The organism is Micromonospora gifhornensis (genome assembly GCF_016863515.1).
GTDB classification, from domain to species: Bacteria; Actinomycetota; Actinomycetes; order Mycobacteriales; family Micromonosporaceae; genus Micromonospora; species Micromonospora gifhornensis.
Genome location: NZ_BOPA01000046.1, coordinates 1 through 20,231 on the forward strand (window position 1 = coordinate 1; position 20,231 = coordinate 20,231).

General features: G+C 71.9%; 12 protein-coding genes. 7 read left to right on the forward strand and 5 right to left on the reverse strand.

Annotation, left to right across the window (positions count from 1 at the left end; translation table 11 throughout):
* Nucleotides 1-519 precede the first annotated feature (519 nt).
* A complete protein-coding gene (locus Vgi01_RS26485; protein ID WP_204292890.1) occupies nt 520-2,337 on the reverse strand; it encodes a VanW family protein in 1,818 nt (605 codons plus the stop codon).
* Between the two features lie 57 nt (nt 2,338-2,394).
* Entirely contained in the window at nt 2,395-3,756 is a 1,362-nt protein-coding gene (locus Vgi01_RS26490; protein WP_204292891.1) for a polysaccharide biosynthesis protein, read from the reverse strand.
* A 157-nt stretch (nt 3,757-3,913) separates the two neighbouring features.
* On the opposite strand from Vgi01_RS26490, the gene Vgi01_RS26495 reads away from it, so the two are divergent.
* Nucleotides 3,914-4,669: an FkbM family methyltransferase gene (locus Vgi01_RS26495; RefSeq protein ID WP_204292892.1), complete on the forward strand. Its 756-nt coding sequence runs from the start codon at nt 3,914-3,916 to the stop codon at nt 4,667-4,669.
* Nucleotides 4,670-4,679: 10 nt separating this feature from the next.
* Here Vgi01_RS26495 and Vgi01_RS26500 read toward each other — a convergent pair whose 3' ends face one another.
* Nucleotides 4,680-6,779 carry a hypothetical protein gene (locus Vgi01_RS26500; RefSeq protein WP_204292893.1) on the reverse strand — a complete coding sequence of 700 codons (2,100 nt, stop codon included), beginning with the start codon at nt 6,777-6,779 and terminating at the stop codon, nt 4,680-4,682.
* Between the two features lie 147 nt (nt 6,780-6,926).
* Here Vgi01_RS26500 and Vgi01_RS26505 point away from each other — a divergent pair, with 147 nt between their 5' ends.
* Nucleotides 6,927-8,687 carry an MmpA family trehalose lipid delivery protein gene (locus Vgi01_RS26505; RefSeq protein ID WP_204292894.1) on the forward strand — a complete coding sequence of 587 codons (1,761 nt, stop codon included), beginning with the start codon at nt 6,927-6,929 and terminating at the stop codon, nt 8,685-8,687.
* Nucleotides 8,684-8,845, forward strand: a complete 162-nt coding sequence (locus Vgi01_RS26510) for a hypothetical protein (RefSeq protein ID WP_158244934.1) — start codon at nt 8,684-8,686, stop codon at nt 8,843-8,845. The genes Vgi01_RS26505 and Vgi01_RS26510 overlap by 4 nt, the downstream gene beginning before the upstream one ends.
* Nucleotides 8,846-8,897: 52 nt before the next feature.
* Here Vgi01_RS26510 and Vgi01_RS26515 read toward each other — a convergent pair whose 3' ends face one another.
* Nucleotides 8,898-10,055, reverse strand: a complete 1,158-nt coding sequence (locus tag Vgi01_RS26515; protein WP_204292895.1) for a glycosyltransferase family 4 protein — start codon at nt 10,053-10,055, stop codon at nt 8,898-8,900.
* 258 nt (nt 10,056-10,313) lie between these two features.
* On the opposite strand from Vgi01_RS26515, the gene Vgi01_RS26520 reads away from it, so the two are divergent.
* The 4 genes from Vgi01_RS26520 to pgfA all read left to right on the forward strand — a co-directional run bounded on the left by Vgi01_RS26520 (nt 10,314) and on the right by pgfA (nt 18,443).
* On the forward strand, nt 10,314-11,981 hold the full coding sequence (locus tag Vgi01_RS26520) for a substrate-binding domain-containing protein (RefSeq protein ID WP_204292896.1): 1,668 nt from the start codon (nt 10,314-10,316) through the stop codon (nt 11,979-11,981).
* Nucleotides 11,978-16,414 (forward strand): alpha-(1->3)-arabinofuranosyltransferase, encoded by a 4,437-nt coding sequence (locus Vgi01_RS26525; protein ID WP_239089172.1) that lies wholly within the window; start codon nt 11,978-11,980, stop codon nt 16,412-16,414. The genes Vgi01_RS26520 and Vgi01_RS26525 overlap by 4 nt, the downstream gene beginning before the upstream one ends.
* The gene (locus Vgi01_RS26530; RefSeq protein WP_204292898.1) at nt 16,411-17,232 is read left to right on the forward strand and encodes a class I SAM-dependent methyltransferase; all 822 of its coding nucleotides are present in this window, start codon (nt 16,411-16,413) and stop codon (nt 17,230-17,232) included. Before Vgi01_RS26525 ends, Vgi01_RS26530 begins: the two co-directional genes overlap by 4 nt.
* Before the next feature lie 68 nt (nt 17,233-17,300).
* Nucleotides 17,301-18,443 carry a cell envelope lipid trafficking protein PgfA gene (gene pgfA, locus Vgi01_RS26535; protein ID WP_102659802.1) on the forward strand — a complete coding sequence of 381 codons (1,143 nt, stop codon included), beginning with the start codon at nt 17,301-17,303 and terminating at the stop codon, nt 18,441-18,443.
* A 67-nt stretch (nt 18,444-18,510) separates the two neighbouring features.
* On the opposite strand, the gene Vgi01_RS26540 is transcribed toward pgfA, so the two are convergent.
* Nucleotides 18,511-20,181 carry a DUF885 domain-containing protein gene (locus Vgi01_RS26540; RefSeq protein WP_102659803.1) on the reverse strand — a complete coding sequence of 557 codons (1,671 nt, stop codon included), beginning with the start codon at nt 20,179-20,181 and terminating at the stop codon, nt 18,511-18,513.
* Nucleotides 20,182-20,231: the final 50 nt, after the last annotated feature.

Genomic DNA, 20,231 nt, shown 5'->3' on the forward strand with positions numbered 1-20,231 from the left:
AACAGGGGTGGCCCTCAAACGTATATCCACCCGGGCATTCTCTGGCTTCGAGCTGGGAGGGACGAAGGCAGCCAGGATTCGCGGGATCGCCACGCCGGTGTCGTCGCGTGCCAGAAGGCCGCTGGCCGCAGTCGTTACCTGGGAGGCGCCAGTCCAGTCCAGTCCTGCCCGCGGCCCGCCCAGGCCGCTGCGGTTTGCCGTGTGGTGTTCAGGGCGTCGTGTGGTGTGGTCAGGGTTCTAATGACCCCGGGCCGGGTCATGACGCCACGCCCCTTTGCTCTGCTTCAACCTACGCAACAGCCAGCGGCGGAAACCAGTGCGTGGGTTGAAGCAGAGCAAAGGGGAGTCCGAGCACAAGGGCGAGGGACCCGACCCGACCTGACCTGACCCGACCGTGGGTGTCAGGTGAGCCGGGGAATCTCCACGGACAAGGTTGGAGCGACGGTTCGCCGTTGAGGTTGAGACCAGGTGCGTCTCGGGGTTGTCGCCGCGAGGTCGTCGTCCGGTATCCGCCGAGGGTCAGGCAGGTTCCTTGGCGCAGATGAAGCGGGGCTCCGCGTCGTAGGTCCAGGTGAACTTCTCCCGCTTGACGACTTTGCCGTCCTTCTTGATGACGCGGAAGGCGTCCTGGGTGAAGCCCTGGCTGCCGTTGGCCGGGATGCAGGTGGGGCCCGGCTCCAGGTAGACGGTCCTCGGGGAGGTGATGTTGCGGCGGGGGCCGTACTCGGTTTTGACGCTGTCCCAGATCTTCGTGCTCCAGATCGAGACGGTGATCGAGTTGGCGGTGTACGAGGTGTCGATCAGTACGCCGTACTCGGTGTTGTTGCGGAATTTGAAGTCGAGGTTCGGCCAGAAGATCGTGGACTCGATGACGGCCGGGTAGCGACTGAAGTAGTACGAGTGCGGCTTGTGCTCGACGTCCTCAAGGCCGGCGTAGTACGTCGCGTTGAACAGGGTGGTGGTGAACTGCGAGGTGCCGCCGCCGACGCCGGGCACCAGCTTGCCGTCGAGGATCACCGGCGCGTCGCGGTAGCCCTGCGCGTATCCGCGCTCCCCGGTGTGGCCGTTGAGCGAGAACGTGTCGCCGGGCAGGACCACGGTGCCGTCGACGTGCTTGGCGATCGTCACGATGTTCTGGCTACGCGGCGACGACAGGCCGCCGGTGAAGTACGTGGTGAAGGAGGAGACCTTCTCCTTGATCCCCAGGCCGGAGATCTTCTCGGCGGTGACCTTCGGGGCGACCGGCTTGAGCTCGGCGGAGATCGTACGGTCGTCGGTGCGGGGTAGGACGGCCAGCAGATCGCCGCGGAGCTTGCCGATGTCCACCTGCTTGCCGGCGCGCCCGTCGACCACCTTCGGTTTGCCGCCGGAGATGGTCATCGTGGCGTTCTTCGGCGCCACCTCGACCTTGTCGAGACGGTCGCCGAGGGCCGACCTGAGCTTCTTGGCGTCCACGCTCGGGGTGAGCTTGCCGGCCTTGTCGGCCTTGAACTGGAGGCTCTTGGCGATGGCCTGCGGCGGAATGGTCACCGTGCCCCGTTCGGTGGTCAGCTTGACCGGTGCCGCGACCGCCGGCTTGGCCAACTCCTCCACGAGGCGGTCCACCTCGTCGGCGGACGTGACCGGGTGGTTCTCCACCAACGGCACGGTCACCGGCTGCCCGCTGAGCCAGCCCTCCTTGACCACCTGCGCCGAGTGCTCGGTGTCGATGGCCAGGCTCGGCTTGGGGTGACGTGCCTTCGGTGTGGTGCCGGAAAAGGTGATCGCCGGCATGGTCATCTTCCGGCCCTGCTTGCCGACCAGCTTCTGCAGCTCGGCCTCCAGCTTCGGCACGTCGACGGAGACCACCGGCTCGATCTCGCGGGAGCCGACCAGCCGGTCCACGGCGTGCGCCTGCGCTGCCGCTGCGGCGGCCACGGTGGCGTCCACGTCGACGGTGAGCCCGACCTCGGCCGGGTTGATCCGTGCCGTGCGTTCGCCCACCCGTACCTCGATCGGGGCGGCCAGTTCGGCCGCGCGCCGGTCCAGCTGCGTCTGCAGCTCCCGTGCCGCGTCGGCCCGGCTGCGCCCGCCGAGTTCGGTGCCGAGCACGGTGGTGCCGCGCGGGACGTCACCCGCGTACGTCCAGGCGGCGACGACGCCCACCGACGCGAGCACCGCGGTGGCCACCCCGGTGGCGAGCAGGATCCGGACTCGGCGGGATCGTTTGGCGCTGCCCTGCGACGGATCGACAGGTGTGGGGCGCTCCGGTTCCTCGACAGGCCAACTGACCGCTTTCACCTGGACCGTGGGCCGGTCGTCGTCAGCGGGCGGACGGTTCTCGCCGTACAGGGTCACAGCTACCTCTTCGGAAATGGCCGTGGGCGGAGTCGGGAACCTTCACCCCGGGAGCAACTACGGTAGCCAACGCGACGGGGTACGGGGGGTCTGAGTGTGCGGAGAGTCGCCATCGACACCGGTTTGCCCCGTTGCGGCAGCGACCCGATCACGCTGTGTAGTTCGCCGGTGGCTCGGCCGGAAGACCAGCCAGGACATTGTCGCGGCGGTCACGGCGGCGGTGACAAGTGCGCAGGACAGCACCCCGGTGACCGTGCGTGGCGCGACGAGTGCCGCGCAGACCGCCAGGCCGACCGTGGCCACCCACAGCGGTGCGGCCGGCCAGCGCGCGCCGGTCGCCACCCGGTCGTTGACGAGCATGAACACCACCGCATAGAGGGCGCCGGTGGCGGCGAAGATCGGTGCCGTGTCGGCCAGGTGCAGGTAGTCGGCACCTCCGGCGAGTCGGAACGCCAACTCGCCGCCGATGGTGGCGGCAGCAACGAGGGCCGCGCCGCAGGCCGTGATCAACGCCAGCGCCACCAGGCGGGCGCGGCGGTCGCCCCGGGCCAGCCGGGGCAGGACCAGCAGGGTGACGACCTGAGGTGCCCACAGCGCGCCCTTGGTGAGTACCGAACCGACCGCGTACGCGCCGGAGTCGGCGGCGGGCAGCAGTTGGCGGGCGAGGATCAGGTCGGCGTACGAGATGGCGAGCATCGCCAACGTGGCGGCGCACGCGGTGCTCACCTGCCGGGCATCCAGTCGGCGTGGCACCGGGCCGCCCGGTTCGGCGGACCTCGGCTGATCGTCTCGCGCCCCGGCCGGCGCACCGGGCGTGGAGATCGCAGTGGTGCCGGGGGCGGCGAGGCGGGCCAGCAGTGGCAGGGCGAGCAGGCCGGTGGCCGTGGTCAACAGCAGGCAGGTCACCGGTCCCCGGCCGAGCAGGAGGCCGACGACCAGCCCGCCGTAGCGGCCGGCGGCCAGTACGGCCATGGCGACGGCGAGCCGCAGGAAACGCTGGTCGCCCTGCAACTCGCCGAGCCACCGGCCGGCCATCACGGTGGCGAACGTGGTGGTGGCGAGCAGCAGCGTCAGCGGGGCCGGCAGCCGCAGGAGGACCGTCAACAGCGGCGCCAGGGCCAGGGTGACGGCACCGGTGAGCGCGGCGGTGCGTAGCCCGAGTCGGCCGGCTCCGTCGCCACCCCAGCGGGCCCGGTGCGCGGCCACCGCGATCTGCAGCCCGAATCCGGGCACCGCGGCGATCGCACCCAGCGCGAGGACGGTGGCCAGCGCGCCCAGGTCGGCGGCGCTCAGCCGGCGGGCGCCCAGCACCGGTACGACGTACGCAAGCGCATTTGTCACCAGCGTGGCGAGGGTGACGGCGGCGCCGGCCGCGCCGAGCCGAACCCTGCTGGTGTCGCTGCCCGTCGTCTGTGTCATGCCACTCCGCGTCTGCCGGCCGCCCGCAGGTCCGGCCGGCTGATCCCGTCGGGAAGCGGCCCGACCGGCAAGACGGTACCGGTCGGTAGCCTTTCCGGACAGCCCCGCACCGACGGCCCCTGCCGACCGCCGCGGAAAGGGTCTAGTGTGCTGCCCCATGGCGTCGACGAAGCTGGCCCCCGCAGCAACCTCCGGCCTGGCGGCAGTGCTTCCCGAGCGGCTGCTCGGGGCGGCGATCCGCCGCGCCTATCCGCGGGTCGAGCCGGAGTTGGCCCGGCTGGCGGAGTTCGTTCCGTCCGGCGGTACGGCGGTGGACGTGGGCGCCTGGTACGGCCCGTGGACCGCCCGGCTGCTGCGGCGGGCGGAGCGGGTGGTCGCGGTGGAGCCGACGGCGGCGCTGGCCGGACAGCTGCGTTCGGCCTTCCCCACGGTCGAGGTGGTCGAGGCGGCGGTCTCCGACCACGAGGGATCCGCCACGCTGTATCTGCCCGCAGGGGGCGCGATCGTGGGCACCTCGTCGCTGGAGGACCCGACGCAGGGTGAGCCGGTGCCGGTCCGACGGATCACGCTCGACTCGCTCGGCCTGACCGACGTGCGGTTCGTCAAGCTCGACATCGAGGGGCACGAACTGCCCGCGCTGCGCGGTGCGGCGGAGACCGTCAAGCGGGACCGTCCGGTGCTGCTGATCGAGGTGGAGGAGCGGATCCAACCGGTCGAGCCACTGTTGGACCTGCTCACCGGTTGGGGCTACCGCGGATACGTGCTGCCGGACCGCGAATGGGTGCCGCTTGCCGACTTCGACCTCGGTGGACACCAGCGGGAGGCGATCGTACGGGTCGGGCAGAGCTTCGCCCGCCGGGTCGTCTGGCCCCGGCCCCGGTACGTCAACTCGGTGCTGTTCCGCCCCGAGTGACGTCGCGTCGCTACTCGGGTCTGGGTGCCGGGTCGCCGATCGCGATCTCGTTGGTGCAGAGCGACACCTCGCCGCTGGTCACCGTCAACTCCACCGTGTCGCCGCCACCGGTGATGCGGAAGAACCGCTGGTTGAGACCCTTGCGGATCGGGAACTGGGCCACGCCGTCGCCGAGCCGCAGGGTCGCCGTGCCGTCGGCCGAGCTGAGGTAGCCGATGCGTACCACCCAGTGCCACTCGAAGCGTGGCTCGTTCAGCGGCATCCGTACGGTCTGCCCGGTGCCGACCCGGTAGCCGCAGCCCTCCTGTGGGCCGGGCTGGATGGTGCTGCCGACGATCGTGGCCACCTGGATGCGACCCAGATCGTCGAGGACCGAGGCGTTGTCGGTCTCGTCGACGAAGGTGGGGCGGGTGCCGAAGGCCCGGAAGAACCGGGACTGGAGGTTGTACGGCGAGGAGAGGCGGGGCACGACGTTGTCCGGCACCGGGGCGTCGAAGAAGACGGTGTCCGGTGGTGCGCTGGCCATCTCGATCCGCACGGTGTCGATGTACGACCGGCCGGACTTCGCCGCCCACTCGTCGCCGTACCGGGCGGTGGTCCAGACCGTGCCCAGGCCGACCGCGACCAGGATGAGGACGAGGACGACGGTGACCGCCTCCCGGTAACGCTCCGGCACCGGACCGAGCAGCCCCGGCGTGGGCGACTCGGCCGGGTTCGTCGGTGGCACGTCGGCTTGGTTCGTCGGTGGCACGTCGGCCGGGGGTGGTTCAGGAGCGGCCCGGCCGGGGTCGGGTTCCGGGTCGACGGGGGCTTCCGCGTGGATGACACCGTGCCCGGAGACCAGCCGTGCCGGTTGGCCCGTCGCCGCAACAGCCGGCGTGGTCGACGCGATCACCGCCGGTGTCACTGGCTGCGCCGGTGTCACCGGCTGCGTCGGTGTCGTCGGCACGGTCGGGTCGGTCCTGTGGGCCAGCCCGACCACGGCGACGCCCAGGCAGATCGCCGCGACCACGACGACGTCGCTGACGTACCGGGGGACGCCGCCGGCGACCCCGCTGAAGGCCGAGCCGAGCCGGGTCGCGGCGAGCATGCCCGCCACCATCAGCAGGTAGGCCGCGAGCAGCAGCCAGGCCCGGCCGGCCCGGCGGCGCTGGCGTACGGTCGCCGCGACCACGGCGGCGACGATCGTCCAGCCCACCCAGGTGCCCAGTTGTGGCGGCGAGGCGACGGGCGCGCCGTCGCCGGCCCCGAGCCACTGCCACGGGCCGCCCACCAGGCCGGGCATCACCGTCGACCCGAACATCTGGGTCAGGAAGGAGAAGACCTCACCCACCGATTCCGGGCGACGCAGCGAGGATTCCGAACGGCCCAGGTAGGCCGCCGCGAAACCGAGCGACAGTACGGTCAGCAGCAGCCAGGACGGCCACCAGCGGCGGATCGTGGTCCAGATGGCCCGTACCGGGCCGCCGTCGGCGTAACAGGCGGCGGTCAGTAGGAAGACCAGCGGCACGATCAGGATCGACTTCTCGAAGAAGAAGAGGCCGAGCAGCAGGGCCGACGCCAGGGTCACCAGGTGCCGTCGACGCCCGGTCTGCACGTAGCCGACCTGGGCGGAGACCGCCAGCACCATGGCGATCTGCATCGGCAACATGTTGACGCCGACCGCCCACCAGGTGCTCGCCTCCAGGGTCAGCGGGCTGAACAGCAGCAGGCCCAGCGGCAGGAGCAGCAGCGCGGAGGGCCGGAGCATCCGCCGTAGCAGCCGGAAGAAGGTGATCCCGAGGATCGCCTGACCGATCGCCATGAGCAGCACGTACGGCCAGTAGGCCAGACCGACGTATTCGGTGACCAGCCAGATGAGCAGCCGCCCGCCGGGCATGAGGTGGTTGTTGTAGAGCGCGAACAGGTGCTCGACGGTCAGCCGGGACTCCGCCGCCTGGGTGATCAGCACGTAGTCGTCGGCCGCCAGGAAACCGCGGGACGCCACCTGGGCGCGCCACAACACGCTGACCGCGATCATGACCAGCGCCGCCGTGGCGATCCGGTCGCCGCTCAGCCGGCTACCGGGCCGCTCCGGTGCCGCCGACACGCCTGCCCCCGCTGATGCCATGGCGGGAAGACTGCCACACCACTCATTGCGTCCCCTATCAGGTCAACGGATGGTTCGACCGGTTGGCGACCCGGACGGAGCCTGCCGGTTACAGTGGCCGCCACCGACGCGGCGGGTCGCCGCGTACCGGCGAGGTGAGGTCCACGGATGCGGGAACGGCTGCGGCAGGGCGGCCCGGCGGCCGAGCGTGGCCGTGCCGTCGGTCGCCTCGTACCGCACCTGGTGGCTGCCGCCGTGACGGCAGTGGTGCTCGCGCCGTTGGCCCGGCCCGGCTACGTGCTGCGCTACGACATGGTCTTCGTGCCGAGGCAGGCGCTGAGCTGGGAGGTGATCGCCCCGGCCACGGCGCTGCCCCGGGCCGTACCGCAGGACGCGGTGGTGGCGTTGGCCAACCAACTGGTTCCGGGCTGGCTGCTGCAACGCCTGGTGCTTGTGGCGATCCTGTACTTCGCCGCGCTGGGCGCCGCCCGTCTGGTGCCGACCCGGCGGACGGCCGTGCGGGTGGTCGCCGCCCTCGGGTACGCCTGGACGCCGTACCTGGCTGAGCGGCTGCTGATCGGCCAGTGGGGACTGTTGGTCGCGTACGCCGCGATGCCGTGGCTGGTGCGTGCGGCGATCGGGGTACGGGCGGGCGAGCGGGGTGCGCTGCGCCGGCTGCTGCTGGCGGCGGCGGTCTCGGCGATCACCCCGACCGGCGGTCTGCTCGCCCTGGTGGTCGTCGCCGTCCTGCTCGTCGGGCGAGGTGCGGCCCGGTCGGCTTCGGTCGGGGTGGGCGTGACGTTGTTGCTGAACGCGCCGTGGCTGGTGGCCGGCTTCGCCAGCGCCGGTGACGGGCGGTCCGATCCCGCCGGGGTGGCGGTCTTCGCGGCCCGGGCGGAGAACTGGGCCGGTCCCCTGGTGGCGCTCGCCGGTACCGGTGGCATCTGGAACGCGCAGGCCACTCCGGCGTCGCGGGCCGGGTTGCTGGTGCCGGTGGCGACCGGGCTGCTGCTGGTGGTCGCCGCTGCTGGCGTACCGCTGCTGCGGCGTCGCTGGGCGGCCGGGGTGACCAACCGTCTCGGCCTGCTGGCGGTCGGGTCGTGGTTGGCGGCGGCGCTCGGCGTGCTGCCGGGTGCGGTGACGGTGCTGAGCCGGCTGGTCGCCGACGTGCCGGGCGCGGGATTGTTGCGCGACGGGCAGAAGCTGCTCATCCCGTACGCGTTGCTGGTGGCGATCGCCGTGGCGTTGGGCGCGGAGCGGCTCGCCGGGTGGTTGACCGCCCGGTTCGACGCGGCGACCGGGCGGGTGTTGCTTGTCGGTGCGGCGTTGCTGCCGGTGGCCGTCCTGCCCGACCTGGCGTTCGGCGGGGTGGGACGGCTGCGCCCGGTGGCGTGGCCGGCGGACTGGGCGGTGGTGGCCCGGCTGGTGCAGGAACGGCCGGGTGAGGTGATCTCGCTGCCGTTCCAGGAGTACCAGAGCTATTCGTGGAACGGCGGCCAGGTGGTGATCGACCCGGCGCCCCGATATCTGGGCGTGCCGGTCCTGATCGACGACACGCTGCGTGTGGACGGTACGGCGGTGGCGGGCGAGGACCCGCAGGCCGCCCGGGTGCGTGACCTGCTCGACTCGGGTGAGCCGGTCGCGACGGCCGGTCCTCGGTGGGTGCTTGTGCAGCGGGCGGCCGGCCCGCCGGTGGACCCGGCGACGGTGGCCGGACTTCAGCGGGTGTACGCGGGCGAGGACCTGACTCTGTACGAGAACCCGCAATGGCGACAGCCGCCCGCCCCCGCCCGTCCCGGACCGGTGGGCCTGGCACATCTACTTGCCGCAACGGTGGTGCTGGCCATCGGTTTTTCGGACGCTGCGCGACGGAGCTACCGCGTGGTAGCGTCCCGGCACGCGAGTCCCGCGGAAGGAGAAGGTGGATGAGGAACCTGCCCGCGTTCGTCGCCGTCGGGGTACTCGGTGTCGTGCTCGGCATGCTCGGCAGCGTCGGTCTGGCGAACGTGCTCAGCCCGTCCGCCAAGGAGGCCGCGAACTCCAAGGTGAGTGAGCAGACCGAGTCCCCGCTGTACGGCACGCGCTGACCTCGAACGGCACAAGGCGCCCGCGACGCGGGCGCCTTGTCGTCGTGTCCGGTCAGCCGCGGGCGGTGGCCTGCGCCACGAGCTGGGCGAAGCGGGCACCGGTCGCGGTCCAGGTGAACTGGGCCGCGTGGGTCAGCGCAGCCTCACCCATCGCCTTGCGCCGTACGTCGTCGGCGAGCAGTTCGCGGACGACGGCGGTGAACTCCTGTTCGTCGTCGACGAGCAGGCCGGTCTCCGTGTCGACCATCGCCTCGGCCACCCCTCCGGCGTAGCGGAACGCCACAGTCGGGGTGCTGCACGCGGCGGCCTCCACGATGGTCAGTCCCCAGCCTTCCTTGAGCGACGGGGTGAGGGCGAGCCAGGCCGAGCAGAGCAGGGCGTGCTTCTCCTCCTCGCTGACGAAACCGGTGAACCGCACCCGGTCGGTGATGCCGAGCGACTCGGACAACTCGCGTAGTGGCTCCTCCCACCAGCCCTGCCCGGCCACCACCAGCTCCAGTTCCGGCAGCTCGTCGGCGAGCTCGGCGACCGTCCGCAGGGCGATCTCCACCCGCTTGTGCGGCACCAGCCGGCCGAGCACCAGCAGCGACGGATGGGGCGTACGCGGCAGGGACGGGCCGGTCACGGTGGGGGTGCCGTTCGGCACCACGTCGATCCGCTCGGCGTCCACGCCCAGCGTGGTCAACTCCGTCCGGCTGGCCTCGGAGACGGTGACGTAGCGGCAGCGCCGGTAGAGCCGTACCGCCAGCCACGATTCGATCCACCAGCCCAGCCGGGACATCCACGGGCCGAACACCACAGGCCACTGCTCCCGATGCACGTGGTGCACAAGCGCGATGACCGGTCGGCCGACGTAGAGCGGGGCGAAGAACGGCACCCCGTTGCAGACGTCCACGACCAGGTCGGGTCGGCCCAGGCCGCGTCGACCCAGTGGGCCGAAACCGAAGCGACCGGCCAGGCAGGTGAGCGCTGCCCGTAGGTAGACGGTCATCCGGGAGCCGCGGCGCAGCAGCCGTACGCCGGTTTCGGTGGTCTCGGCCGGGCCCGCGTTGTCGTGCGCGGCACAGAGCAGAGTCACCCGGTTGCCTGCTGTGACGAGTTCGGCGGCGATGCGTTCGATGTAGACCTCGGAGCCGCCGCCCTCGGGGTTTGTGGTGTCGCGCCAGTTGAGGAACAGGACGTGGCGGGAGGGGGTGTCGGAGTTGTCCACGCTGCTCCTACCGACGAGTAAGTGAGCACGATCGCGCCACCCTAGGGCGGTCCGACCCGGGTGCGCAATGGGCAGATCCGGCAGCGTGGGTCGGATGTCGGTTCGTCGATCAGGGGTTTGCCGAGCCGCACAAACCTTGGCAGGGTGTGCAGCGCAGCAGCGTGCGATGCTCGCCTGCCCGGCACGGCGAACCCGTCGCGACGCCGGTGACCTGCGGTGACGTGTCGTCCGCAGGGGTGACGAGGAGGTGAGGCGGCGGTGGAGGCCGACCGTCGCGCGCCCACGCGCGCCCTGTCCCACCGGTCGCCGGTGGTGCTGCTCAGTGCCGCCCTGGTGGTGCTGCTGGCCGGCTGGGCGGCGGTGGCCTACGTGCGCGCCGACCGTGGCACGCCGACCTGTGTCGAACAGGTGCGGCTGCGGGTGGCTGCCGCCCCGGTCATCGCGCCGGCGCTGGACCGGGTGGCGCGGGCCAACGCCGGCAACCAGCCGTGCGTCTCGGTCGAGGTGCAGGCCCGACCGTCGGCGGCGGTGGCCCGGGAACTCGCCGAGGGCGCTGACGTGGCCGACGCCTGGCTGCCGGAGTCCACGTTCTGGCTGCGACGGGCCCGGGCCGCAGGTGCCTTCGAGGTTCCGGGCGCGGGCACCTCGGTGGCGAGCACCCCGGTGGTGCTGGCGGTCACCGAACGGGTCGCCCGCCGCTCCGGCTGGCCGGCCAAGCCGCTGACCTGGAAATCCCTGGTGGGCACCAAGGCGCGGCAGGTCCAGGTCGGGCTGCCCGACCCGGCGGCCGACCCGGCCGGAGCCGGCGCCCTGATCGGCGTACGGGTGCTGGCCGACGACAACGGGGACTCGGCGGCGACCGTGGCGGCGACCCTGCGTCGCCTCGCCACCCGCACCTTCAGCCCGGCCGAGCAGGCCAGCACGCTGACGCCCGGCCGTGACCTGCCGGGCCGCGTCGACGTGGTCGCCGCCAGCGAGCAGGCCGTGCTCGAACACAACGCGTTGACCACGTCCGGCAAGCTGGTCGCCGCGTACCCGGAGATCGCCGTGCCCTGGCTCGACCTGCCGTACGTGGTGCTGCCCGCCGCGCAGGAGCGGGTGCGCGACGCCGCCGCGAGGCTTCTCACCGAACTGCTCACCGCCACCAGCCGGGACATCTTCGTCGGCCACGGCTTCCGGACCGCGTCGGGTTTCCCGCCGGCCATGCCGAGCGACGACCGGCTGCGGGCGGACGAACGCCGGCCGGTGCCACTACCCGCCGAGGAGACCGTCACCGACGTGCTGACCGGCTGGAGCGGCGTGCAGCGCAGTGCCCGGATCCTCACCCTGCTGGACGTCTCGGGTTCGATGGCCGCGCAGGTGCCCGGTGGGGGGACCCGGCTCGACGCCACGGTCCGGGCCGCCGAGGAGGGTGCGGCGCTGCTGCTGGACAACAGCGAACTCGGCGTCTGGGCGTTCGCCACCAACCTCGACGGCGAACGGGACCACCAGGAGATCCTGCCGGTGGCTCCGCTGGGCGCTCAACGTGACAGGTTGGCCGAGGCGTTGGCGGCCGTCCGGGTCGAGCCGCAGGGCGGCACCGGGCTGTACGACAGCACGCTTGCCGCGTACCGCGACGCCCGGCGGAACTGGACTCCCGGGCGGATCAACCTGGTGCTGGTGATGACCGACGGCCGCAACGAGGACGCCGACAGCATCGGCCGGGCCGCCCTGCTCGCCGAACTCAAACGCATGCAGGAACCGCGCCGACCACTGCCGATCATCTTCATCGGGCTGGGCGGTGCCATCGACCCGGAGGAGTTGGAGGCGATCGCGAAGGTCACCGGCGGCCGGGTCTTCGTCACCGCACAGCCCAGCGGCATGCGCCGCATCTTCTTCTCCGCCCTGGCGGATCTGAGCTGCCTGCCACCGGAGTGCCGCCGATGAGCCGCCCGCTGGCATCGCCCCTGAGCCGGGCGTCGGCACGCGTGCGCCGCTCGCCCGGTACGGTGCTGTCGCTGCTGCTGCTCACCGCCATCGCCTTCGCGCAGCGGCCCGGTCAGGTCACCTTCGACACCAAGCTCGACCTGGCCGCCAACCCGATCCACTTCATGGCCCGCGCGTTGCACCTGTGGAACCCGGAGGCCACCGCCGGGGAGCTGCAGAACCAGGCGTACGGCTACCTGTTCCCGATGGGACCGTTCTTCGCCGCCGGCCAACTGCTCGACATTCCACAGTGGATCACCCAGCGGCTGTGGACGGCGCTGCTGCTGGCCGCCGCGTTCTACGGGCTGCTGCGGCTGGCCCGGGCGATGGACATCGGCACCGAACCGACCCGGTATGCGGCGGCGCTCGGCTACGCGCTGGCCCCGCGCATCCTCACCGAGGTCGGCGCGCTGTCGTCGGAGACGCTCTCCGCCGCGATGCTGCCCTGGGTGCTGCTGCCGCTGGTGACCGTACGCCGGATCGGCTCGCCACGCCGGGCCGCCGCGCTCTCCGCGCTGGCTGTGCTCGGCATGGGCGGGATCAACGCGGCGGTGGTGCTGATGGCGCTGGTGCTGCCCGGCGTCTGGCTGCTGACCCGGCGCTGGGACGCCGAGCACCGGCGGCTGGTCGCCTGGTGGTGCGTCTGCGTGGTCGGGGTGTGCCTGTGGTGGATCGTGCCGCTGCTGCTGCTCGGCCAGTACAGCCTGCCCTTCCTCGACTACATCGAGTCGTCCACCACCACCACTGCGGTGGCATCGCTGTTCCAGGCGGTACGCGGCACGAACCAGTGGGTCGCGTACATCGTGCAGGGCGAGCCGTGGTGGCCGGCCGGCTGGCTGCTGATCGACCACCCGGTGTTGATGGCCCTCACCGCGGTGGTCGCGTTGATCGGGTTGGCCGGGTTGGCCGGCAACCTGCTGCCCCAGCGGCGGTTCCTGGTGGCCGGCTTCCTCGCCGGGCTGACCCTGCTCACCATCGGCTACGTCGGCGCGGTGGACAGCCCGGTCTCCGAACTGGTCCGAGGGCTGCTCGACGGTCCGCTCGCCCCGCTGCGCAACGTGCACAAGCTCGACCCGGTGCTGCGGCTGCCGCTGATGCTCGGTTTCGCGCACGGCGTCGACGCGGTGGCCACCCGGATGCACCACGCGCTGGCCCGACGTCGACCCGGTGTGCGGCTGCGCCCGCTGGTCTTCGTACCGGTGCTGATGCTGGTGCTGGGTGCGGCCGCACCGGCCTGGCTGGGGCTGCTGCGTCCCGGCCCGGGCTGGGCGGACCTGCCGCCGCACTGGCGGTCGGCGGCGACCTGGCTGGCCGACCGGGACGCGCTGGCCCGCACGCTGATGGTGCCCGGTTCCGGTTTCGGGCAGTACGAGTGGGGGCGTACGGTCGACGAGCCGTTGCAGGCCCTGGCCGGCGCGCCGTGGGCGGTCCGCCACCAGATCCCGCTCGGCTCGGCCGGTAACACCCGGATGATGGACACCGTCGAGGAGGTGCTGGCCAGCGGTCGTGGCTCCACCGGGCTGGCCGACCTGCTCGCCCGTTCCGGGTTCCGGCACCTGCTGCTGCGCAACGACATCGACCGCATCCAGGTGGACGCCCCACCGGTGGCGGTGCTGCGCCGGGCGTTGGCCGAGTCGCCTGGCATCACCCGGGTCGCCACCTTCGGCAGCACCGACGCCCTGACCCGGACGATCGGCAGCCCGGTCGACGAGGGGTTCGACACCCTGCCGGCGATCGAGGTGTACCAGGTCGACGCGCCGGTCCCGGCCGCCTCAGCGGTGCTCACCGCCGACGTACCCACGGTCAGTGGCGGCCCGGAATCCCTGCTGGCCCTGCTGGAACAGGGCGTGGTGGAACGGGACCGACCGGTGGTGCTCGCCGGCGACCGGGACGAAACACCGGAGGCGACAGGCGACTCGTGGATCGTCACCGACGGGCTGCGCCGCCGGGAACGCGACATCGGCCGGGTGCGGGACAACCTCTCCCAGACGTTGACCGCGAACGAGTCGGGACGGCAGGGCCGGGTCGCCCTCGACCTGCTGCCCTTCTCCGGCGAGCAGCATCAGACCACCGCGACCTACCAGGGCGTACGCGAGGTGTCGGCGTCCTCGGCGGTGAGTTTCGTGGACACGCTCGGCCCGGCCGACCCGTCCCGCCTGCCGTTCGCGGCCGTCGACGGCGACCCGCACACCGCCTGGCACTCGGCACCGTTGAGCGGGCCGGTCGGGCAGTGGCTCGAAGTCGACCTGGACACCCCTCGCCAGGTGGAGAACGTGCGCCTGTCGTTCGTCACCGACCTGGCCGTGGGCTGGCCGGTGACCCGGTTCCGGCTGACCACCGACCGTGGTTCGGTGGATCACGAGGTGGCCCCCACGCTGGGCGGGCACACGTACTACACGCTGCCCGGACCGACCAGCCGGGTACGGGTGACCGTGCTGGCGGTGGCCGACGGACGGCTCGACGGTGCCGTCGGCATCCGCGAGTTGACCATCGCCGACACCGAGCCGCGTCGCGCACTGCGCGCCCCCACCGACCTGCCGCAGGATCCGGCCGGGCCGGTGAGCTGGGTGTTCAGCCGTGGCCCGGCCGACCGTCCGGCGTGCCACCTCGCCCAGGCGTCGGAAGCCGACCGGATCGTCCCGGTCGGGTCGCCGGTGCGGGCGGCCGACACGGTGATCCGTTGCGACCGGTTCCTGGCCCGGGTCGGTGAAGAGCCGCTGGGGTTGGACCGGATCTTCCGTAACCCGGCCGCCGGTACGTACCGGATGGCGTTGCGGGCGGTGGCCCGCCCGGGCGGCGATCTCAAACTCTCCGGCCTGAAGGTGACGGCGAGCGCCTCGTCGCGGCTGGCCGGAGACCCGGCCGTGACGGCGTACGCGGCGATCGACGGTGATCCCGGCACGGCCTGGCTCGCCGACACCGGCGACCTGCGGCCCACCCTGCGACTGAGCTGGTCGGGCTCGCGCCGGATCGACCAGCTGCGGTTGCGGGCCGCGCAACTGCCGGTCGGCTCGCTGCCCGACGAGGTCGAGATCCGCACACCCGGACGCGAGGTGGTCGTGCCGGTGGGCGCCGACGGGACGGTGCGCTTCCCGGCGGTACGCACCAACCGGATCGAGATCGTGGTGCGCTCGACCGAACTTCGGATCGCCGACCAGCGGGGCAACGGCTGGCCCGCGACCGCGGGGATCGCCGAGGTGGAGATCCCGGCCCTGGCGAAGCTGCTGAAGCCGGTCGACGCCGACACCCGGGTCATCGAGCGGTGCGGCGACGGGCCGACCGTCGAGCTGGACGGCCACCGCTACGACACGTCGGTCGACGCTCGACTCGGCGACGTGCTGGCCGGTCGGCCGGTGCCGTTGCGGGTCTGCGGGCCGGGCGGTGCCGTGCTGGACCTGCCGGCCGGCGGGCACCGGCTGGGCACCTCGCCCTCGAAGGGCTTCCTCGTGCAGGACGCGAGCCTGCGACCGGTGGCGGACGCGGCTTCCGGTGCGGCGGACGGTGCGACCGCACCCGGGGTGGACGACGCGACCTCGCCTGGGACGGACGGTGCTGTCGATGGTGTCGACAAGCCCCGGCATCGGGCCGTGACAGTGCTGGACTGGGCACCGACGGATCGGACGGTCCGGGTCGCCGGTGGGGAGTCGGCGCTGCTGGTGGTGCCGGAGAACGCCAACCCGGGCTGGACGGCCACGCTTGGCGGTACGCCGTTGACCCCGACCCGGGTGGACGGTTGGCAGCAGGCGTGGGTGCTACCGGCCGGTGCCGGTGGCGAGGTCAGGTTGATCTTCGCGCCGGACCGCGCCTATCGGGGTGCCCTGCTGGCCGGCGCGTTGACGGTCGTCGGAGTGCTGCTGCTGGCCGCGTGGCCGGCGCGCCGCCGGTCGGCCCTGGGCCCCGAGCCTGGCGCGTCGGGTGCCGCGTCGCTGGGCCTCGAGCGTGGCTCGTCGGTGGGTGCCGAGCATGCTGCGGCTGTGGACGGCGGTAGGGCGGCAGCGATTCCGGCGGAGGCACCGGCCTGGCTGATCGGTGGGCTGCTGGTGGTGTTGCTCGCCGCCCTGGGCGGGGTGCTGCCGGTGGCGATCGTGCTGGCCGCGATGGTGCTGCGGCAACTGGCCGTGCGGGCCCTGCCGGTGGTGGTGCTCGGCGGCCTCACGGTGGCCACGGTGATCGCGGTGACCGGACGGGTGCAGGGCCACGGACAGAGCTGGGCCTACGGCTCCTGGGTGCAGGCGGCAATGCTTGTCGCGGTCGGCGCGGTGGTCGCGGCGGTCATGCCCACACCCGGCGTACGGAACGAGCCGCCCGTCGCGCATGATGTGACGCCGGGCACATCCGGACAGCCGCCGCAGGCGGCCGACGACGGGACCGAGGACGGGACGGTGACGCGGTGACGACAGCGGACGACCGGGCGCGGCGGGCGGCACGGCGTCGCTTCGCCACCCTGCGCCGGTCGGTGACCCTGTTCCGGGCATTCCTGGTCGAGCAGACCGACCCGGACCACTTCTACGGGCTGCTGGCCGCCGACTCGGTACGTCAGCTGCACGGCTACACGGAGTTGACCGGCCGGACCGTGCTGGACGTGGGCGGTGGGCCGGGGTACTTCGCCGCCGCTTTCCGTGCCGCCGGGTCCTACTACGTCGGGCTCGACCCGGACGTGGGTGACTTCTCCGCAGCCGGGGAGTCCGTGGCGGGCATGCTGCGGGGCAGCGGCACGGCGCTGCCGGTACGCACCGGCAGCGTGGACATCGCGTTCTCGTCCAACGTGGTGGAACACGTCGCCGAGCCACCCCGGATGCTCGACGAGATGGTACGGGTCACCCGACCCGGCGGGCTGATCTTCGTGTCGTACACCCCGTGGTTCTCGCCCTGGGGTGGGCACGAGACCGCGCCCTGGCACTACCTCGGCGGCGACCGGGCCCGCCGCCGGTACGAACGCCGCACCGGACGGCCGCCGAAGAACCGGTTCCGGGAGACGCTCTTCCCGGTGTCGATCGCCGACACGCTGCGCTGGGCGCGGAGCAATGACCGGATCGACATGGTCGACGCGCTGCCCCGGTACCACCCGTGGTGGGCCCGCTGGGTGATCCGGGTTCCCGGGCTGCGGGAAGTGGTGGCCTGGAACTTCGTCCTGGTGTTGCGCCGTCGCGCCGAGCATCAGCCCGACACGGTGCAGAAATCAGAGCTGACCGGGGGTCGCGTCGCTATGTGACTAGGTAGTAACCTCGCGGCCATCCCACTGATTGACACCGACGAAATTCGCTCCTCTAGGGAGGAAACATGAAGCACCGCGCCGTGGGTGCCGTGCTGTTCGGCGGGGGCGTCCTGCTCCTGGCGTTGGCCGCCGGACTGGTGTTCGTCGTCAAACCGGCGATGACCAAACTGCCCTACGACCTGGATCCCTCGACCTCGGTCGCCGAGGCCAAGGGCGCGACTTTTCTCCAGATCACCAACGGCGCGGTCGACATCGACCAGGCTGACCTGAAGTCCACCATCCTTGTCACTCCGGAACGCGACAAGACCGCGGCGCTCAGCGGTGACCTCGCCGGCGACACCGTGGTGTGGCGGGTCGGTCAGACCGTCGACCGGACCGACACCAAGGAACTGGTCAGCGCGTACGGCGCGGAACTGGCCCTGGACCGGGTCTCCGGTGCGGCCGTGGAGTGGAACGACCAGTTCCTCGACGACAGCGGCACCCCGGAGAAGGTCTCGTTCGCCGGGCAGGTCTACAAGTTCCCGTTCAACGCTGCGCAGGGCAACTACGAGGTCTTCGACCGGGACCTGCGGCAGACCCGGATGGCCGAGTTCAAGGGCACCGAGGAGATCGAGGGCCTGGAGACGTACCGGTACGAGCAGGTCATCAGCGACGAGAAGCTGCCGCTGCCCGCCGAGCGGATCGCTCTGCTGCTCGGCGCGCTCGCCCCGGGCGCGACCGCCGGCGACATCGTCTACAGCAACACCCGTACCGTCTGGGTCGACCCGGTGACCGGCTCCTACATCAAGGTACGGGAGCAGCAGAAGAAGGTGCTGACGCCCAACACGGGCGCACCGGTGACGCTGCTGGACGCGGACTTCGTGTACAACGACGAGACCGTGACGGCCTCCGCCGACCGGGCCAAGACGAGCCGGGGCCAGCTGACGATCCTGGGCGTGTGGGCGCCGCTCGCCCTGGTCGTGCTCGGTCTGGCGCTGATCGTCGCCGCGCTGCTGCTCTCCCGCCGGCCCGCTCCGGCGGCCGTGGGCACCCACCGGGCCGGGGCGGACCCGACGCCGACCCGGGTGGACCAGCAGGCGGTACGCGACGACGACCGTGCGGCCGGTCCGCTGACCGACGAGATCCCGCCGGCTTCGACCAACTGGCGCTCCGAGGAACCCACCGTGCCGATCCAGCGCGGCACGCAGGGCGAGGCGGAGAAGCGCTGACCCGCTGAGCACGTCAACGCCGAAGGGGTGGACCCACGGGGGGCCCACCCCTTCGGCATGTGCGGACTCAGAGGCGGGCCAGCGCCCGACGCAGCGGGTCGAGCCCGAGCGCACCCAGGTCGAGCGCCTGCCTGTGGAACTCACGCAGGTCGAAGTCGGCGCCCTTGCGGGTCTTCGCGTCGTCGCGGGCCTGCAACCAGATCCGCTCACCCACCTTGTACGACGGTGCCTGCCCCGGCCAGCCCAGGTAGCGGTTCAACTCGAACCGCAGCATCTCGTCCGGCACCCGGCAGTGCTCCCGCAGGAACTCCCAACCCAGCTCGGGCGTCCAGCGTTCGCCCGGGTGGAAGTCGAACGGATTGTCCTTCGGGATCTCCAACTCCAGGTGCATGCCGATGTCGACGATCACCCGCGCCGCCCGGAACGCCTGGCCGTCCAGCATGCCGAGCTTGTCACCCGGATCCTCCAGGTAACCCAGCTCGTCCATCAGCCGCTCGGCGTACAGCGCCCAGCCCTCGCCGTGCCCGGAGACCCAGCAGAGCAGCCGCTGCCAGCGGTTGAGCATCCCGGCCCGGACGGCGGTCTGCCCGATCTGGAGGTGGTGACCGGGAACGCCCTCGTGGTAGACGGTGGTCACCTCACGCCAGGTGGAGAAGTCCGTGATCCCCTGCGGTACCGCCCACCACATCCGGCCCGGCCGGGCGAAGTCCTCGCTGGGGCCGGTGTAGTAGACGGAACCGTCGCTGGTCGGCGCGATCATGCACTCGATCCGGCGTACCTGCTCGGGGATGTCGAAGTGGGTGCCGTGCAGCTCGCTGATCGCCTGGTCGGCGAGCTGCTGCATCCAGTCCCGGAAGGCTTCCTTGCCCTGGATGGTGCGGGTCGGATCGGCGTCCAGCGCGGCCACCGCCTCGTCGATTGTGGCACCGGGGGTGAGGATCTGCCCGGCCACCGTACGCATGTCGGCCTCCAGGCGGGCCAGCTCGGTGAACCCCCAGGCGTACGTCTCGTCGAGGTCGATCCGGGCACCGAGGAAGTACTGTGAGGCAAGCTCGTACCGCTCCCGCCCGGCGGCCTGCTTCTGCCGCCCGTGCGGAGCCAGCTCAGTGCGCAGGAACTGCCCGAACTCGGCGATCGCCGCGGTGGCTGCTGCCGCCCCTCGACGCAGGTCGGCGTCGAGGGCGCCCTCGGCACCCAACCGCTCGACCAGCCCGTGGAAGACGTTGTCGCCCTGCGGGTCGACCCAGGCGTCGCACTGCTCGGCCACCTTGAGCAGCTGAGCCTGCGAGCTGACGTGGCCCTTCGCGGCCGCCTCGCGCAGCGTGGTCTTGTAACCCTCCATCGCACCGGCGAAGAGGCTCAACCGGGCGGCGATGTTGGCCTGCGCCTCGGCACCCTCGGTCGGCATCAGATCGAAGACCATTCGACTGTGGTGCAACCCGCTGGTGATGACGCTGACCTCGCTGGTCGCCTCCCCGGTGTCGTAGCGGGCGAGGTCGAGACCGAGCCGCTCCTGCATCGCCTCCCGGGCGATGCGCTCGGCCTCCGTGTCCGGCTCGGTGGCGTCGAGGTCGGCCAGGGTGCGGCGGGTCAGGTCGGCCTGGGCGGCGTACCCGTCCGGCGACAGGTCGTCCAGCTTGTCGTCGTAGCCGGAAATGCCGACGTAGGTGGCGCCGGTCGGGCTCAGCGCGGCCCACTCGGCGACGTAGCGGTTGGCGATGTCGTCGATTCGTCCCACGCACGCGACCCTACGCGAGACGGCCGGACAGAGGCTGCTGTCTTTCCGGC

Bases quoted from the DNA above. Each gene is read 5' to 3' on its own strand.
- Vgi01_RS26490 (WP_204292891.1), bottom strand. From the start codon at position 3,756: ATGACACAGACGACGGGCAGCGACACCAGCAGGGTTCGGCTCGGCGCG.
- Vgi01_RS26495 (WP_204292892.1), top strand. From the start codon at position 3,914: ATGGCGTCGACGAAGCTGGCCCCCGCAGCAACCTCCGGCCTGGCGGCA.
- Vgi01_RS26500 (WP_204292893.1), bottom strand. From the start codon at position 6,779: ATGGCATCAGCGGGGGCAGGCGTGTCGGCGGCACCGGAGCGGCCCGGT.
- Vgi01_RS26505 (WP_204292894.1), top strand. From the start codon at position 6,927: ATGCGGGAACGGCTGCGGCAGGGCGGCCCGGCGGCCGAGCGTGGCCGT.
- Vgi01_RS26510 (WP_158244934.1), top strand. From the start codon at position 8,684: ATGAGGAACCTGCCCGCGTTCGTCGCCGTCGGGGTACTCGGTGTCGTG.
- Vgi01_RS26525 (WP_239089172.1), top strand. From the start codon at position 11,978: ATGAGCCGCCCGCTGGCATCGCCCCTGAGCCGGGCGTCGGCACGCGTG.
- pgfA (WP_102659802.1), top strand. From the start codon at position 17,301: ATGAAGCACCGCGCCGTGGGTGCCGTGCTGTTCGGCGGGGGCGTCCTG.